The sequence below is a fragment of the Xanthobacter variabilis genome, assembly GCF_043831965.2.
GTDB lineage: Bacteria > Pseudomonadota > Alphaproteobacteria > Rhizobiales > Xanthobacteraceae > Xanthobacter.
This window is the reverse complement of the sequence record NZ_CM195533.1, coordinates 3,310,542-3,326,560: the sequence shown is the minus strand read 5'-3', so window position 1 is coordinate 3,326,560 and position 16,019 is coordinate 3,310,542. Positions and strand designations below refer to the sequence as shown.

Annotated in this window: 18 protein-coding genes and 1 tRNA gene; 10 read left to right on the top strand and 9 right to left on the bottom strand. The window is 68.2% G+C overall.

Annotation, left to right across the window (positions count from 1 at the left end; genetic code table 11):
* Window positions 1-167 precede the first annotated feature (167 nt).
* The 3 genes from V5F26_RS14535 to V5F26_RS14525 are packed head-to-tail and all read left to right on the top strand — an operon-like array spanning window position 168 to window position 2,370.
* Window positions 168-1,244 carry an enoyl-CoA hydratase/isomerase family protein gene (locus V5F26_RS14535; protein WP_394946276.1) on the top strand — a complete coding sequence of 359 codons (1,077 nt, stop codon included), beginning with the start codon at window positions 168-170 and terminating at the stop codon, window positions 1,242-1,244.
* Entirely contained in the window at window positions 1,241-1,672 is a 432-nt protein-coding gene (locus tag V5F26_RS14530; protein ID WP_234050449.1) for a DUF6163 family protein, read from the top strand. The genes V5F26_RS14535 and V5F26_RS14530 overlap by 4 nt, the downstream gene beginning before the upstream one ends.
* A gap of 17 nt (window positions 1,673-1,689) precedes the next feature.
* Window positions 1,690-2,370, top strand: a complete 681-nt coding sequence (locus V5F26_RS14525) for an O-methyltransferase (protein ID WP_394946275.1) — start codon at window positions 1,690-1,692, stop codon at window positions 2,368-2,370.
* Between the two features lie 194 nt (window positions 2,371-2,564).
* Here the strand turns inward: V5F26_RS14525 and V5F26_RS14520 are convergent, their stop codons facing one another.
* Window positions 2,565-2,849, bottom strand: coding sequence for a helix-turn-helix domain-containing protein (locus tag V5F26_RS14520; RefSeq protein WP_394056797.1), 285 nt, complete (start codon window positions 2,847-2,849; stop codon window positions 2,565-2,567).
* Between the two features lie 215 nt (window positions 2,850-3,064).
* Between V5F26_RS14520 and V5F26_RS14515 the strand changes: the two genes are divergently transcribed.
* Entirely contained in the window at window positions 3,065-5,473 is a 2,409-nt protein-coding gene (locus V5F26_RS14515) for a DUF3141 domain-containing protein (RefSeq protein WP_370640609.1), read from the top strand.
* A gap of 105 nt (window positions 5,474-5,578) precedes the next feature.
* Window positions 5,579-5,992 carry a hypothetical protein gene (locus tag V5F26_RS14510; RefSeq protein WP_394946274.1) on the top strand — a complete coding sequence of 138 codons (414 nt, stop codon included), beginning with the start codon at window positions 5,579-5,581 and terminating at the stop codon, window positions 5,990-5,992.
* Between the two features lie 117 nt (window positions 5,993-6,109).
* On the opposite strand, the gene V5F26_RS14505 is transcribed toward V5F26_RS14510, so the two are convergent.
* On the bottom strand, window positions 6,110-6,805 hold the full coding sequence (locus V5F26_RS14505) for an SDR family NAD(P)-dependent oxidoreductase (RefSeq protein ID WP_234050445.1): 696 nt from the start codon (window positions 6,803-6,805) through the stop codon (window positions 6,110-6,112).
* Window positions 6,806-6,838: 33 nt separating this feature from the next.
* Window positions 6,839-7,171, bottom strand: coding sequence for a monooxygenase system ferredoxin subunit (locus tag V5F26_RS14500; protein ID WP_394056801.1), 333 nt, complete (start codon window positions 7,169-7,171; stop codon window positions 6,839-6,841).
* Between the two features lie 190 nt (window positions 7,172-7,361).
* Here V5F26_RS14500 and V5F26_RS14495 point away from each other — a divergent pair, with 190 nt between their 5' ends.
* The 4 genes from V5F26_RS14495 (at window position 7,362) to V5F26_RS14480 (ending at window position 9,816) form a co-directional block, all read left to right on the top strand.
* A complete protein-coding gene (locus tag V5F26_RS14495) occupies window positions 7,362-8,183 on the top strand; it encodes an indole-3-glycerol phosphate synthase TrpC (protein ID WP_394946273.1) in 822 nt (273 codons plus the stop codon).
* 94 nt (window positions 8,184-8,277) lie between these two features.
* Window positions 8,278-8,466 carry a hypothetical protein gene (locus V5F26_RS14490; protein WP_234050442.1) on the top strand — a complete coding sequence of 63 codons (189 nt, stop codon included), beginning with the start codon at window positions 8,278-8,280 and terminating at the stop codon, window positions 8,464-8,466.
* A gap of 81 nt (window positions 8,467-8,547) precedes the next feature.
* On the top strand, window positions 8,548-9,231 hold the full coding sequence (locus V5F26_RS14485) for an alpha/beta hydrolase (RefSeq protein WP_394946272.1): 684 nt from the start codon (window positions 8,548-8,550) through the stop codon (window positions 9,229-9,231).
* A 12-nt stretch (window positions 9,232-9,243) separates the two neighbouring features.
* Entirely contained in the window at window positions 9,244-9,816 is a 573-nt protein-coding gene (locus V5F26_RS14480; RefSeq protein ID WP_394946271.1) for a cysteine dioxygenase family protein, read from the top strand.
* A 189-nt stretch (window positions 9,817-10,005) separates the two neighbouring features.
* Here the strand turns inward: V5F26_RS14480 and V5F26_RS14475 are convergent, their stop codons facing one another.
* Complete coding sequence (locus V5F26_RS14475; protein WP_234050439.1) at window positions 10,006-10,197, bottom strand: hypothetical protein; 192 nt, start codon at window positions 10,195-10,197, stop codon at window positions 10,006-10,008.
* A gap of 560 nt (window positions 10,198-10,757) precedes the next feature.
* Window positions 10,758-11,936 carry a M20 aminoacylase family protein gene (locus V5F26_RS14470; RefSeq protein WP_394946270.1) on the bottom strand — a complete coding sequence of 393 codons (1,179 nt, stop codon included), beginning with the start codon at window positions 11,934-11,936 and terminating at the stop codon, window positions 10,758-10,760.
* A gap of 160 nt (window positions 11,937-12,096) precedes the next feature.
* On the opposite strand from V5F26_RS14470, the gene V5F26_RS14465 reads away from it, so the two are divergent.
* Window positions 12,097-12,172, top strand: a tRNA-Lys gene (locus V5F26_RS14465).
* A gap of 262 nt (window positions 12,173-12,434) precedes the next feature.
* Here V5F26_RS14465 and cobF read toward each other — a convergent pair.
* The 4 genes from cobF to cobM are packed head-to-tail and all read right to left on the bottom strand — an operon-like array spanning window position 12,435 to window position 16,011.
* Window positions 12,435-13,172 (bottom strand): precorrin-6A synthase (deacetylating), encoded by a 738-nt coding sequence (cobF, locus tag V5F26_RS14460; RefSeq protein ID WP_394946269.1) that lies wholly within the window; start codon window positions 13,170-13,172, stop codon window positions 12,435-12,437.
* The gene (gene cobA / locus V5F26_RS14455) at window positions 13,165-13,899 is read right to left on the bottom strand and encodes a uroporphyrinogen-III C-methyltransferase (RefSeq protein ID WP_394946268.1); all 735 of its coding nucleotides are present in this window, start codon (window positions 13,897-13,899) and stop codon (window positions 13,165-13,167) included. The genes cobF and cobA overlap by 8 nt, the downstream gene beginning before the upstream one ends.
* A complete protein-coding gene (locus V5F26_RS14450; protein ID WP_394946266.1) occupies window positions 13,896-15,224 on the bottom strand; it encodes a cobyrinic acid a,c-diamide synthase CobB in 1,329 nt (442 codons plus the stop codon). Before V5F26_RS14450 ends, cobA begins: the two co-directional genes overlap by 4 nt.
* The gene (gene cobM, locus V5F26_RS14445; RefSeq protein ID WP_394056814.1) at window positions 15,217-16,011 is read right to left on the bottom strand and encodes a precorrin-4 C(11)-methyltransferase; all 795 of its coding nucleotides are present in this window, start codon (window positions 16,009-16,011) and stop codon (window positions 15,217-15,219) included. Before cobM ends, V5F26_RS14450 begins: the two co-directional genes overlap by 8 nt.
* Window positions 16,012-16,019: the final 8 nt, after the last annotated feature.

Here is a 16,019-nt window from a genome sequence, read left to right as displayed (position 1 = left end):
TATAGCGGCCGTGCCGCCGGGCGGCGAGACGGGGGGCGCGGCCCGATGTCTCACGAGCGCGCGGCGGCCTCCCGCGCGCCGTTGACGCTGGCCGCCGCCGCGTCTAACCCTCCCAAACCCCTATAACGCTACCCGATCCAAACGGGCGGCTGCTCAGAGAGGCGCGCATGGAGATCCGGCCGGAACCCGAAGTCATCCTGGAGCGGAAGGGAGAGGCCGGGGTCATCACGCTCAATCGGCCAAAAGCGCTCAACGCCCTCAACCTTGCCATGGTGCGCGAGATTCTGCCGCGGCTGCGCGAATGGGCGAACGATCCGGCCGTGACCCGGGTCATCATCAAGGCCACGGGCGAGAAGGCCTTCTGCGCGGGCGGCGACGTGCGCACGCTCTATGATCTCGGCCGGGCCGCCCACACCGCCGAGGCGCTGGATTTCTGGCGCGAGGAATATGTGCTGAACCACTATATCGGCACTTTTCCAAAGCCTTACGTGTCGCTCATCGACGGCATCTGCATGGGCGGCGGCTTCGGCCTCTCGGCCCACGGCCCGCACCGGGTGGCGGGCGAGCGGTATCTGTTCGCCATGCCGGAGGTGAATATCGGCCTGTTTCCGGATGTGGGCGGCACCCACGTTCTGCCACGCCTGCCCGGCGCGTTCGGTGTGTTCCTGGCGCTGACGGGCACGCGAATCCGCGCGCCCGAGGCCTGTGCCTGCGGCCTGGCCACCGCATTCGCCCCCTCCGCCGCCTTCCCGGCGCTGGAGGAGGCGCTGTGCGCCGGCGGCGATGTAGACGCCGCCATTGCCGCCCACACGACGGCGCCCGCCCCCAGCGCCTTCGCCGACCGGGCCGAGATCATCGCCGACCTGTTCTCCCGCGGCAGTCTCGAGGCGATCCTTGCTGCGCTGGAGGTGGCGGGCGCGGCCGGCGGGCCGTTCGCGGATTTCGCGGCGGCCACCGCCAGGGACATGCGCACGAAGTCGCCCACCAGCCTGTCCATCGCCATGGAGCAGATGCGGCGCGGTCCCGCGCTGGATCTCGGCGAATGTCTCCAGGCGGAGTTCCGGGTTGTGACGCGGGTGGCCGCGGGCCACGATTTCTATGAAGGCGTGCGCGCCGTGCTGGTGGACCGGGACTATGCCCCGCGTTGGAAGCCGGAAACCCTCGCGCAGGTCGACCCGGCCGCCATCGCCGCGCATTTCGACCCGATTCCCGACGAACTCGAGCTGCTGGCACCCGGCGCATGAGCCATTACGATCCCATCGACGCCAGCGCCCGCGCGCATCTGGAGAGCCTTTCGCCCTGGCGGAGGCGGCTGTTCCTCTTCCTGCGCGCGGTGGCCGTGTTCCTGCTGGTCGAGGGCGTCATTCACTGGGTGGTCATCGTCGGTGTCGGTGAGGGCACGCCCTCCTGGTTCGAGCAGCTACCCATGGCGGCGCAGGGGGCCGTGATCTGGGCGGCCATCGTGGATCCCATCGCCGGAGTGGGGCTGTGGCTGCGCGCCGGCTGGGCCATCGTGCTGTGGCTGATCGCCACCCTGACGCAGGCGGTGCTCGCCGCCTGGGCCCCCTCGGGCATGACGCCGCTGCTGCTGTTCACCCTGGTGGAGCTGGGGCTGGTGCTGGTCTATGCGGTGCTTTCCATCCGCGCCGCGCGTGAGAGCGACGAAAACTGAAGCCGGGAGGACGGGCCATGAGCGGGCAGGATGCAGCCGTGTGGAGCGCAGTGGACGACTATTTCGCGGATCGCCTGCTGCCCCATGATCCGGTGCTGCGGCAGGCCCTGGAGGCGAGCGAGGCCGCCGGCCTGCCGGCCATCGCGGTTTCCGCCACCCAGGGCCAGATGCTGCACCTGTTCGCGCAGATGATGGGGGCGCGGCGCATTCTCGAAATCGGGACCCTCGGCGGCTACAGCACCATCTTCCTCGCCCGCGCCCTGCCGGCCGACGGACAGCTGGTGACGCTGGAGGCCATGCCCCACCACGCGGAGGTGGCCGCCGCCAATTTCAGGCGCGCGGGGCTTGCGGACAAGATCGACCTGCGCGTCGCCCCCGCCTTGGAAACCCTGCCGAAGCTGGAGGCTGAAGGGGTGGGGCCTTTCGATCTCGTCTTCATCGACGCCGACAAGCCCAGTAATGCGGACTATCTGCACTGGTCCCTGCGCCTGACGCGGCCGGGCAGCATCATCATCTGCGACAATGTGGTGCGCAACGGCGCCGTCGTTCAGGAGGGTAGCGCGGACGCCGCGGTCCAGGGCGTGCGCCGCCTGCTGGATGACGTGGCGGCGGACGGAAGGCTGACCGCCACCGCCATTCAGACGGTGGGGGCCAAGGGCTATGACGGCTTCGCCTTGATCCGCGTGGGCGAGGCCTGAAGGCTCAGGACCAGCTGCCCAGATAGGCCAGCACCGCCACGATGAGGATGATGGCGACCACGATGTAGTGCCGCGCCGCGATTTTGTGGAGAATCATGGGTCCGTCCGATGTGATGGAGCCGCAGCAAAGCACAGGCGTGACTGCAGGGCACCCGCTTTTGGCGGCGCTTATACCGTCGCTGGGCCTCGCGCGGTCAGTCGTCGTTGGAGGCGTTGAGGTCCTCGGCCCGCAGGCCCTCTTCGGCCGGAATGAGCTGAACGCCCGGCGCGCTGCCCAGCAGGAAGCTGATACCCGCAGCCTCCAGCGCCTTCACAAGCCGCGCGCGGGTGGGGGCGAGGGCGGGCAGGGCGTCCTCGTCGGTTTCCACGACTTTTACGGTGGCCGGGCTCATGCCGGCGCGGGAGGCCAGATCCTGGCGCCGCCAGCCGAGAATGGCGCGCGCGGCCTTGATTTGCCGTGCGGAAACGGTGTCGTTCATCTGGCGCCTCCCTCAGGTTTCCCATTCCTATCGCACGGCGGGCCGCGGGCGTCGACATGTCGTCAACCATTGCGCGAGGCGCGGGGTGGTACAGCGCGACTGCCATCTTTATGCAACAGGCCGTGTCTAGTATTGTGCGGTGCAGTATTCTCCGGCGGCCCCGGCTGGAGAACGGCCGAACCGGAACACGCCGCCCATGCGGCGGGGAGGACCGCTTGAACGCTCAGCTTTCAGCCTCGAAGTTCACGAACCCGTTCTTCGCCAAGGTGACGGACGGGAACGCCTGGACCGCGCGCCAGCGCGCGCTGGCCATGACCGCCCAGCTCTCCGAGCTCTCCACCATGAGCCAGCTCACCTCGAAGGCTGCCGGCCGGCACTTCATGAACATCTCGGCCACCCATGGCGAGCGCCTGCGGGAGACCTTCAACGAGCTCACCGCTCTGGTGGGCACCGTGACCAGCACCGGCCGTTCGCTCTCCGATCGGGTGAAGGAAGCGCAGGCCTACGCCATCGACCGCACCCAGCGCATGGTCCTCACCATGGACACGCTGCGCCAGCGCGGCGACAATTTCTTTGAGCACGAAGCCGCCGGCTGCCCGCCGGTGCTCATCTACGACTATGAAGTGGCCATGGATGGCCGCACCCTGCCGCGGCCGTGCAACTATGCGCTGCTGAAGATCACGCCGCCCGCCGGGGTCGAGGTTTATCCCTGGAAGCGCCCCTATGTGATCATCGATCCGCGCGCGGGACACGGCGCCGGCATCGGCGGCTTCAAGTCCGACAGCCAGGTGGGCGTGGCGCTGAAGGGCGGCCATCCGGTCTACTTCGTCAGCTTCAGCCGCAATCCCGAGCCCGGCCAGACGCTGGCCGACGTCTCGCGCGCCGAGGCCACCTTCGTGCGCTATGTGCAGGAGCAGCACCCCGACGCGCCGAAGCCGGTGGTGATCGGCAACTGCCAGGGCGGCTGGGCCACCCTCATCCTCGGTGCCGCCAATCCGGACATTACCGGCCCGCTGGTTCTGAACGGGGCGCCGGTGGAGACCTGGTCCGGCGACGTGGGTGCCAACCCCATGCGCTACAATGCCGGCCTGCTGGGCGGGCAGATCCAGCCCATGTTCTGGTCCGATTATGGCGACGGCGTCTTCGACGGCGCGTGGCTGGTTCTGAACTTCGAGATGCTGAACCCCAGCCGGACCTGGTTCCGCAAATATTACGACCTGTTCGAGAAGGTGGACACCGAGCGCGGGCGCTTCCTGGAGTTCGAACGCTGGTGGAGCGGCTTCTTCCTGCTCAACGAGCCCGAAATCAGCTGGATCGTGCGCCAGCTCTTCGTGGGCAACAAGCTGGCCCGCAACGAGGCGCGCCTCGAGCACGGCCGCGTGCTGGACGTGAAGCAGATCCGCTCGCCGATCATTGTGTTCGCCAGCCACGGCGACAACATCACGCCGGTGAAGCAGGCCATCAACTGGATCATGGACACCTATGCGGACGAGACGGAGATCCGCATTCGCGGTCAGCGCATCGTCTACATGGTGCATGACAAGGTCGGCCATCTCGGCATCTTCGTCTCGGCGTCCATCGCCAAGCGCGAGCATGCGCAGATGTCCTCCGTGCTGAAGACCATCGAGGCGCTTCAGCCCGGCCTCTACGAGATGACCATCGACGACATTCAGGGCGAGGGCCAGGACGCCCAGTTCACGGTGTCGTTCGCCGAGCGCAAGATGAGCGAGCTGCCCGGCTACGCCGACGGGCGCGAGGACGAGGTGCCGTTCGCCGCCGTGCAGCACATCTCCGAGCTCCAGGGCGAGCTCTATGACGTGTTCATGCGCCCGCTGGTTCAGGCCTCCGTGACCCGCGCCAGCGCCGAGATCGGCCGCATGCTGCATCCGCTGCGGGTTCAGCGCGCGGTCGCGTCCTCGCGCAATCCGGCCATGCTGCCGCTCGAAGCCATCACCAAGGTGGTGAATGAGAGCCGCAAGCCGGTGGAGAAGGACAATCCCTTCGTGCTGGCGGAACGGCTGATCGCCGATGCGTTCGAGCAGACCATCGACGTGATCCGCGATATTCGCGACGCCTGGTACGAAGTGACCTTCTATTCCATTTATGCCACGCCTTACATGCGCTGGTTCGGCCGCAACTATAACTTCGAGCGGACCCGCAAGACCAAGGAAGAGCTGGTGGGCCTGCCGGAAGTGCGTTCGGCGCTGCTGCATGTGAACTCCGGCACCTTCGTGGAAGCCGTGATCCGCATGCTGATCCTGCTCGCCGATGCCCGTGGCAATGTGCGTCGCGATCGCCTGGAGCGCTCCGCCAAGGTGCTCACGAAGGACGAGCCGTTCCACTCGCTGCCGGTGGCCCGCAAGGCGGAGATCATCCACGAACAGAGCCTGATCGTGGAATATGCCCGCGAGGCCGCCATCGAGGCCCTGCCCGAGCTGCTGCGCACTCCGGAAGAGCGGCTCAAGGCAGCCGAGGTGGTGCAGTTCGTGCCCGGCCCGCTGGATGAGATGGACCCGCGGACCCTCTCCATGCTCCAGCGCATCCGCCACGTTCTGGGGCTGGAGCCGGCGACCCAGGACGTCGCCCTCGATCCCCTGGAGGTCACCGCCCAGGCGGCCCAGTGAGGCACAAGGCATAAGCCATCAAGGATGTCGCGGCGTCCCCGCGACATCCCTTCCGTAAGGGACTAGACTTCGCATCGGGTGGAAACTCCGGGAAGGAGACACGTGATGTCGAATCTGAAGCAGGGTATTGGGGCGGTGCTCGGCGCAATCATGGCGATTGCGCTGGCGGGTTCGGCCTGCGCCGCCATGTCGGGCAAGGATGCCCTCGCCAAGGTCAACAAGGACGGCGACGACACCTTGGAGATCGTCGAGGTGATCGACCTCGGCACGCAGATGTTCAACGCCCTCAACAAAGACGGCGACACCACGCTGGAAGCCCCGGAGACGAAGGGCCGCCTGACGCCGGAAGACTGGGCGCTCATAAATAAGGATGCGGACCAGACGCTGGAGCTGGACGAGTGGCTGCTCCTGGTGCGCTCCCGCTTCAACGCGGCTGACGCCAACAAGGACGGCAAGCTGACGGCGGCCGAGCTTGATTCAGTGCCCGGCCAGCAATTGCTCCTGCTCATCGTGAAATAGCAAGAGATCCGGCCCCGCACGATCGCGCGGCCCCAGGCGCCGGATCCGGGGCCCGAAGGCTCCTCGCCTCCTGCGCCGCCGGTTGCGGCGGCGCCTTGGGGCGTTTTCGGCGGAAGCTCAGAACTTCTCCACCCAGGGGCGCAGGTCCACCTCGAAGCTCCAGGCGGAGCGATGCTGGCGGTGGATGGCGAGGTAGGTTTCGGCGATGGCTTCGGGCGCCAGCCACTTGTCGGCGGGGCCGGGCTCGCCCGGTGTGGCCCAGGACGACGAGATGCCGCCATCGATGATGAAGTGGGCCACGTGTATGTTCCGGGGACCGAGTTCCCGCGCCAGGCTCTGGGCGAGCCCACGCAGCGCGAATTTCTGCATGGCGAACGGAATGGAATGGGGCATCCCCTTGATGCTCGCCGTGGCCCCGGTGAAGAAGATGGAGCCGGAGCCGCTCGCCAGCATGCGCCGCGCCGCCGCCTGCGCCGTGAGGAAGCCACCGAAGGCACCGACCGCATAGGCATCGAGCACGTCGCCGGGATCGAGCTCCTCGATGGCCCCGCGATAGCGCTGAGCGGCGTTGAAGACGACGAGGCTCGGCGTGCCCAGGCTGCGATCCACGGCGGCGAAGGCCGCCTCCACGGCCTGGGCGTTCTGGACGTCGCCAGCGATGGCGAGAGCGTCCGTCTCCTCCACCAGGGGCGCGAGCTTCTCCACGTTGCGCGCCACCAGAGCGAGCCTGAAGCCCTCGCGCTTCAGGCGGCGTGCCAGAGCGGCGCTGAGGCCCTTGCCGGCCCCGACGATAACGGCGATCTCTTCAGTCACGTCAGCTACTCCCAAACTCGAGGCGCGGGCGCCTCAGCGGGCGGCGAACAGGGGCGAAACCCCCTCGGTATCGATGTAGACGATGCCGTCCTCGACCTTCACCGGATATTCGGCCAGGGCACTCTCCTGCGGGTCGACGGGCGCGCCGGAATTCAGGTCCCAGGTCCAATTGTGCAGCGGGCAGGTCAGCACTCGCCCGTCGAATTCCGCATCGGAAAGGGGCGTGTTGCTGTGCGGGCAAACGCCCTGAAAAGCCCTCAGCTCGCCGTCCTCCGGCCAGGCGAGGACGATGAGCTGGCTGTCGGCGATGACGAGCCGCATGCCGCCCTCGGGGACGGTCTCGGCCTTGCAGATGCGCGTAAACATTCGAAAAATCTCGCCAATATGCAAAGAAAACAGGGCTATGATGCCCCGTCCCGGCGGAGCTGAAAAGGCTTCTGGGGCAAAACAGGCGGCGCGCGCGAGTGGCCAAACGTCAGCAAATCTGTGACGCTTCCTCGCGGCGCAGCATTTCATCGGGGGCTCGCCACCCTCCCTTTGTCTGGACGTTTCATCCATGCCATTGCCGGAAAACAGCCGCCTGAAGCCCTTTATCCTCCAGCGCAAGGATCAGCTCACCAAGGCCAAGGCCCGTCGCTCCCTGGGGCAGATGCAGGGCAAGATTGGCGAAATGCCGCTCACCCTGGGTTTCCAGGGTGCGCTGGCCGCGAAATTCAAGGAAACCGGCGCGCCGGTGGTCATTGCCGAATTGAAAGGTGGTTCGCCGTTCGACCCCGGCTTCCGCATGATGGTGCCGTACAAGGACCTCGCCGAAGACTTCGAGGCGGTGGGCGCCGGTGCCCTTTCAGTGGCGGTGGAGCGGCAGACTTTTCGCGGCTCAGCTTCGGACCTTGCCACCGTGCGCGGCGCGGTCGGCCTGCCGGTGATGGCGCAGGACATTATTTTCGATGTCTACCAGATCCTTGAGGCGCGCCTTGCGGGGGCGGACGCGGTCATTCTGTCGGCGGCCCTGCTGGGCGACAAGCTGGGCGCCTTCCGCGAGCGTGCGGCGGCCATCGCCCTCGACGCGCTGGTGCAGGTGCACACGCCCGCGGAAGTGGAATTGGCCCTGGCCTCGGGCGCGGATTTCATCTGTGTCACCAATCGCGACCTCCACACCTTCGAGCTGAAACCGGGCACCTGCGAGGCGTTGCTGCCACTGGTGCCGGCCGACAAGGCCTTCCTGGTGGCGGAAGGTGGCCTCTCCACGGCCGATGAGCGCACGCGGCTGGGGGCGCTTGGGGCGAAGGCCATGCTGGTCGGCTCGGCCCTCATGAAGGATCCGGATCCCGCCGGTGTGCTGGAGAAGATCCTGGGTGTCGAGGCTCCGGCGGAATGACGTTGCCGCGTGGCCGGCGGTGCCAATTGGGCGCACCCGGCCGCGCAGGCACGCCCATTGCAAGGGCTTCGCCACCAATGGAAGGAGCCCTGCAATGCCCTTGAAGGAAGAGGATATCCAGCCCGGCAAGTGCTACAAAACAAAGGGGCCGGAGAACTACAAGGTGATCTCCATCACCCGGGGCATTGTCACCTACCAGACATGGACCTCCCCCTTGCGCATCAATACCGGCATCAAGGCGTTCGCTGACGCCGTCTACAAGATGGTGCCCTGTCCCCAGTGAGGCGCGCGCGGCGGCGCTGGCAAGGATGTTGCCTGGGGTCCCCCATAAAGCCGGGGGACTGGCCGTGCCACGGGGAGAACCATGAGCGGGATCGTCGAGGGCCCGAAGATCGCGGCCTTGTCATGCGGCAAGCCGGCGTTCCTCGTGGTGCTGCTGCACGGGGAGGGCAGCGAGGGGGCGGCCATCATCCAGCAGGCGCTCAACTGGGCGCCCACCATGCCGAAGGCGGATTTTCTGGCGCTGGAAGCGCCTTTGTCAGGGCCCGGCGGGGTGGGGCGCAGCTGGTTCGAGGCGGGCGATCTTGCGCAAGCATCGCCCGAGGCCGTTTCGCGGGCGGCCGCGCTGCTGAACGATTTTCTGGACGAGGCCCTGGCGGCACGGCGCCTGCCCGACAGCCATCTGGCCCTGGTCGGCTTCTCGCAGGGGGCGATGGTGGCCTTGTGCGCGGCGCTGCAGCGGCAAAAGCGCATCGCGGCCGTGGTGAGCTTCGCCGGCGCGCTGCCCAAGGGCGCCCCCACCGGGGTGCGCTCTGCGCCCCCGGTGCTGATGATCCACGGCGAGGATGACGATCAGCTCCCCTTCGCGGTCATGAGCGCCACTAAGGAGCGGCTGAAGGCGGCTGGTGTTCCTGTGAAGAGCATGCGCCGGCGCGGCATCGGCCACGTGATGGATGACGAGGGGGTGCTGGCGGCCGGCGATTTCCTCACGGTCCATGTGGCTCATCCTCCAGCCGCCGATGCCGATCACCACAACCACGCCCACTGAAGGGATTTCACCATGAGCATGCGGGTGCCGGAGGCGTTGCGGCGCTTCATCTGGGACATTCAATCCATGGTGGAGCTGGCGGACAGCCCGCGCGAGATCCTGTTCATCGGGCGCGATCTGATGGCGCGGCTCGTGGCGGACGACGCGTGGTTGCCCGCGCCGTTCGCCACCGCCGGCGCGCAGCCGCGCCTCTTCGAGCTCTATCGCGACGGCATGGAGCGCTTTTGCGTGGCAGCCTCCGTGCTCGCCCCCGGCCAAGCCTGGCCCTGCCTTGAGGATGGGGTGTGGGAGATCAGCGGTGTGCTGCGGGGCGAGGTGACGCGCATGGGGCGGGAGGGGGCCGTCCGGCGGCTCCTGCAAGGCAGCGTCGAGACCGCACTCGGCCGCGAGCCTGTGGCCATTGGCAACGGCTCGAGAGAGGTCTCCGCCATCGTCATCCATGTCTATGGCGGGGACATCGGCAACCTGCCGCGCCGGTTTGCGGACGCCAACAGCACCGTGCGCGAGGTGGTGACGGGATACGCCAATCCGCCCGAGGCACCTGCCTACGATATCCTGACCATCCAGGCGGAAATCGCGGACTGAGGGGCCGCGGCCCGCGCGTCCGGTGTCCGACATCCAACACGGTCGCGGCCGAGGTTTCCGACAAAGGACCGGCCGCTGACCTTCGGCCGATCCTGCCGGAGCGCCCCTGCCGCGCGCCGAGCCAATCCGCTGGCCCTGGCCGCCTTGGGGCCGGTAAGGTGGGTGGGCGCTGGGCCCACCCGAAGGGCCTTATTTCTTGACCTTGCGCAGCATCATCTCGATCGCGGTCACGGATTCAGAGACGTTCAGCCAGTTTTCCGCCTGTTCGTCGTTCTTGAACTCGCGGCCCAGGTTGATGGGCTCGTCATGACCATCCACATGGAGGAAACACGCCCACTTCCCGGTGGGAAGTTGGTCCACAGTCACCTTGTAGTCTGCCATAGTCAGATCCTTCGCCTTGCTTCTCAGCCCGATGCCGGGCGATCTGCTGGTTTGGCGCCTCTCCGCGCGCGGCGATGATGCAAATCGATGGCCAGACGCGAGCGTGGCAGCAGGCCGGATGGCGCTGAATCGATCCATCAGACTGGGGCAGGGTGAAGGGGAGGGGCCGCCGGAGCTGCGCCGATAAACGCACGCCCCCTGGCGACAGGGCCGTCAGGCTTGAATGTAGGTCATCGCCGTCAGGGTCGGAGGATTTTTGTGCGGCGCCAATAGTGCGACGCACAAGAGTTACTGAAGAATCCAGCTGATCCCCATAGCGCAGAGCATGGTGGTAATCGCAGCCGTGCGAATGACCTCGCGCGCGGACAATGTGGACATGGGACCCTCCCTGCGTTGCTGAACCTCCGCGACGTTAACGATAAGCCAAGTCGACCGCAGGCGCATGCGTTATTTCCGCAAGGCAGGGAGTTCTGTCCTTTGCTGGTACAATGCTGGGTCGGACAACTGAGAAGTCTCTCAGACTTCGAGCGGCTCCCTATCGCTTGCCGACTTCGCTCGCCTCAGGTCGCCGCGGGCGACGCGGGCAGGGCGCGCTCCACCAGCCGCACCCAGAATGAGGAACCATAGGCAATGGCCTCATCGGCAAAGTCATAGGCCGGGTGGTGCAGGCCCTGGGAAGGGCCATTGCCGATGAACAGGTACGCGCCGGGCTTCTCCTCCAGCATGTAGGCGAAGTCCTCCGCCGCCATGATGGGCTCGGCCGCGGCGTTTACGGCGTGCGCGCCACACACCTCGCGCGCCACCTCGGCCGCGAAGGCGGCCTGGGCGGGGTGGTTGCGGGTGACGGGGTAGCCCTCCGGGAAATTCACCCGCACCGTGGCGCCATGAGCCGCCGCCACACCTTCGGCGATGGCGCGCACCCTCTCCTTCACGCGGGCGCGGACATCGGGGGCCAGCGTGCGCGCCGTGCCGATGAGGCGGGCGGAGGGCGGCAGCACATTGTCGACCTCGCCCGCCTGGAACACGCAGATGGACACCACCGCCGACTTCTGCGGGTCCACATTGCGGGCGCTGACCTGCTGCAGCGCGGTGACGATGGCGGCGCCGGTCAGCACCACATCCACCCCCTCATGGGGCCGCGCCGCATGGGCGCCGCTGCCCAGCACCTCGATCTCGATGCGATCAGCGGATGCCATGATCGGCCCCTCGCGCACCGCGAAGGTGCCAACGGGCAGGCCGGGCAGATTATGGAGGCTGTAGACCTCATCCACGGGAAAGCGCTGGAACAGACCGTCGTCAATCATCGCCTTGGCGCCGGCGCCGGCCTCCTCCGCGGGCTGGAAGATCAAGATGGCGGTGCCGCTGAAGGTGCGGGTTTCCGCCAGCTGGCGGGCGGCGCCCAGCAGCATGGCGGTGTGGCCATCATGGCCGCAGGCATGCATGCGGCCGGGCGTGAGCGAGGCGTGCTCCGCGCCCGTTTCCTCCCACACCGGCAAGGCGTCCATGTCGGCGCGCAGGCCGATGGTGCGAGCCCCCGCGTTCTGGCCCCGGATGACCGCCACCAAGCCAGTGCCGCCGATTCCCGTCACCACCTCGTCGCAGCCGAAGGCGCGGAGCTTTTCGGCGACGAAGCGGCTGGTTTCCGGCAGGTCGTATTCGAGCTCCGGATGGCGATGAAGGTGCCTGCGCCATTGAACGATGTCTTCAACGCGCGCAGCGATGCTGTTGTTGAGCGGCATGCGGATCCCTGGCCCCGAAACGCTAAGGCGCCATGGTGCGCATGCGAACGCGCGGGGTCAACGCACGAGGCGATGTTCACAGGCTGCGAAGCAGGAATGAACGCGCGTGCCCCGTCGGCCTTGACCCCGAGGCACTCCCGGCCTAACCACTGCCGGGAGTGAGCCCGTAGCTCAGCCGGTAGAGCACGTGACTTTTAATCATGGGGTCTCGGGTTCGAATCCCGACGGGCTCACCAATAAAAGCAACAAGTTCCGGAAAGCGCGCCTCCTGAAGCTAAGTGCCAGGGGTAAGGTGGGACGTGGCGCTTTGGGCCCGATTTCAGGGTTTCCCGACCGTCGCGCGCAAAATCGCGTTGCAGTCAACGCACCAGTAGAACTCAACGCGGCTTTAGAGCCATGCACTCCGCCCACACTGCCGGCTTGGGGTGCTTCTGCGCGGGCGCTGTCCACCGACTCGCACTTGCGCACGGGGGAAAGCCATGACGGCTTTTGCGGTCGTTATCCCGTTCGCCGCAGCAGATAGGTGTCCATGATCCAGCCGTGCTGGGCGCGGGCTGTGGCGCGGGTGGAGATGATGCGGGGGGCGGTTTCGGCGAGGGGCCCGGATTCCAGTACCTGCTCCGGCATGCCGAGGAAGGCGCCCCACCAGATGTGCAGGCCGCCCGGGTCGAGGGTCTGGAAGCTGCATTCGCCGTCGAGCATCACCACGATGGTGTCGGAGCCGTCGGGCCAGCCATGGTCGCGCAGGCGGCGGCCGGTGGTGACCGTGACGGGGCCGTTCACCGTGTTGAACGGGATGGCGTGGGCGGCGGTGAGGGACTGAAGGGCAGAGATGCCGGGCACGACCCGGATGCGCGGGCGCGGCTTGAGCCGCTCGGCGATGCGCAAGGTGCTGTCGTAAAGCCCGGGGTCGCCCCAGACCATCAGCGCGATGGTCCCCTGGGGGCGTGCCGCGGCGATGGTCCGGCTCCAGATGGTGGCGATCTCGTCATGCCAGCGCCGCACCCGCTCCTGATAGGGCAGGGTGTCGTCCCGCACCGGCATGTCGAATTCCGCGACCGGCGCGGTGCTGCCGCAATGGCTGAGGATGGTATGGCGCAGATGGGCGAGGTCGGCCTTGTCCGGGCCCTTGCGGGGCAGAAGGATCAGGGCGGCATCGCACAGGGCCTGGCGCGCCTCGAGGGTGACGTGGGCCGGGTTGCCGGTGCCGATGCCGATGAGCCAGAGGTCAGTCAAAGCCCACCCCCAGCTCGGCCAGCGGGCCGTAAACGATCAGCGCCGGCCGGCTGCTGACCGCATCGGCGAGACGCGCGGCGAGCGCGGCGACGGTGAGGCGGTGCAGGGCCTGTTCGGGCGTGCCCACCGCCTCGGCCAGGAGGGCGGGGGTATCGGCCGGAAGGCCGCGCGCCATCAGTGCCGCGGCCAAAGCGGGAAAGGTGCGCTGGCCCATGAAGACGACGGTGCAGGCCCTGGGGTCGGCCAGGGCGGCAAGGTCGATGTCCGAGGGCAGGCGGCCCTCCACGTCATGTCCGGTTACGAATTGCACGCGCCGGGCGGTCAGGCGCCGGGTGAGCGGGATGCCGCAGGCCGCTGCCGCCGCGCAGGGCGAGGGAATGCCGGGCACGATCTCATAGGCGATGCCGGCGGCGCGCACTGCCAGCAGCTCTTCCTCCAGCCGGCCGAACAGTCCGCCGTCCCCGGATTTCAGCCGCACCACCCGGCCCCCGGCGCGGGCATAATCGACGAGCAGGCGGCTCACATGGTCCTGGCGCGGGGAGGGGCGGCCGGCGCGCTTGCCCACGCCCACCAGGTCCGCTCCCGGCCGGGCGAGCGAGAGGATGGGGCCGGCCGACAGGTCGTCGAACAGCACCGCGTCCGCGCGCTTCAGGCGGTCCACCGCCTTGACGGTGAGAAGCTCAGGGTCGCCAGGCCCCGAGCCGACAAAGCTGACGAAGCCGCTCACGGATGCTCCTGTGCGATCAGATGAAAGAAAGTGCCGCTCACCAGCCCGCGCCGCGAGCCGGTTTCAGGCACCGGCCCGCCATCGGCATCCTGCACGGTCGCCAGCGGAGGGTCGGGCTGTTCCAGGATGGTGGAATAGTGAAACTCATGCCCGCGCAACGCTGTGCCGGGCTGGTGGCCGGGCAGCGGCGCCAGAAGCTGCGCCCGGCGGTAGCCCAGATGGAGCTTGCGCGTCTGGTAGGAGGTGACGAGCCCCAGCAGACCCGCCATGGGGTGTCGCGCGCCCTCCGCATCCACCAGCGCCGTGCCGAGAACCATGTAGCCGCCGCACTCGCCATGGACGGGCCGCGTCTGGGCGTGGCGGCGCAGCCCGTCCATGAAGCGTCGCGCCTCGGAGAGCGGGCCCGCATGGAGCTCCGGATAGCCGCCGGGCAGCCAGACCAGATCCGCTGACGGGTCGGGCGGCTCGTCCGCCAGGGGCGAGAAGGGCAGGATTTCGGCCCCCGCGGCGCGCCACCCCTCCAGCAGGTGGGGATAGGTGAACGAGAAGGCCTGATCCCAGCCCAGCGCGATGCGCTGCGCCGGAGGCGGGGGCAGCGCGCCCTCCTTCGCGTTCGCTGTCCCCCGTGCCGCGCACTTGATGGCCGCAAGGTCGATATGGGCGCGCAGGAAGGCCGCGTAGCGGGCGATGGCGGCTTCGAGGTCGGGGTGCTCGGTGGCCTGGATCAGGCCCAGGTGCCGCTCGGGCAAAGCGAGGTCGCCGCGCCGGGGCAGGGCGCCGAGCACGGGCAGGCCCGCTTGCTCCATGCCCAGCCGGATCAGGCGCTCATGGCGCGGGCTCGCCACCCGGTTCAGGATCACGCCCGCGAAGGGCAGGTCGGGCGCATAGCGGGCAAAGCCCAGGGCGGTCGCGGCCGCCGATTGCGCCTGCCCGCCCACATCCAGCACCAGGATGACCGGCCACCCCATGGCCCGGGCCGTCTCGGCGCTGGAGCCGAAACCGAGCAGCCCGCGCGTGGCGACGGCATCGTAAAGCCCCATCGATCCCTCGGCGAGGCAGATGTCGGCCCCGCGCGCCTGCGCCGCGATGGTGCCGAACAGCGCTGGCCCCATGGCCCAGCTGTCCAGGTTGAACGAGGCCCGGCCGCTGGCGGCGCGGTGAAAGGCGGGGTCGATATAGTCCGGTCCCGACTTGAAGGGCTGGACCGCAAGGCCGTCCTCCACCAAGGCGCGAAGGAGGCCGAGCATCACCGTCGTCTTGCCGGTGCCCGAGGCGGGGGCGGAGACGAGAAGGCCCGGCGGAAGGGCGCGGGCGTCCTCACTCATCGTCGGGGGTCCAGCGCGCCCAGGCGCTGTCGGCGGATTGGGGCCGATAGCGGCGGTCGTAGTCGGCGGCGTAGAGGCGGCTTTCCTTGAAACCCGAGGCCCCCAGCGCCGGCCCCACCAGGATCAGCGCGGTGCGGGAGATGCCTTCGCCCACCGCCGTCGTGATGGTGGCGAGGGTGGCCCGCACGATCTTCTGGTCGGGCCAGCTCGCGCGGTACACCACCGCCACCGGGCAGTCGGCCCCGTAATGGGGAGAAAGCTCCGCCGCCACCTGGGCGAGGTTCTGGATCGACAGGTGAATGGCGAGGGTCGCTCCCGTGGCGCCGAAAGCGGCGAGGCTCTCCCCCGCCGGCATGGCCGATGCACGCCCCGGCGTGCGGGTGAGCACCACCGATTGGGCGAGGCCCGGCAGGGTCAGCTCGGCACCCAGCGCCGCCGCAGCAGCAGCGAAGGATGGCACGCCGGGGGTGACCGTATAGGGAATGCCCAGGGCCTCGAGCCGCCGGATCTGCTCACCCATGGCAGACCACACGGAGAGATCGCCCGAATGCAGCCGCGCCACGTCTTGTCCGGCCTCGTGGGCGCGGGTCATCTCGGCGGTGATGGCGTCGAGGTCGAGCGGCGCGGTATTGACGATCCGCGCGCCCGGCGGGCAGTGCGCCAGCACCGCTTCCGGCACCAGCGAGCCCGCATAGAGGCACACCGGGCTGGCGGCGATGAGGTCGCGCCCGCGCAAGGTGAGCAGGTCCGGAGCGCCAGGGCCGGCGCCGATGAAATGCACCGTCATGGGCGCGC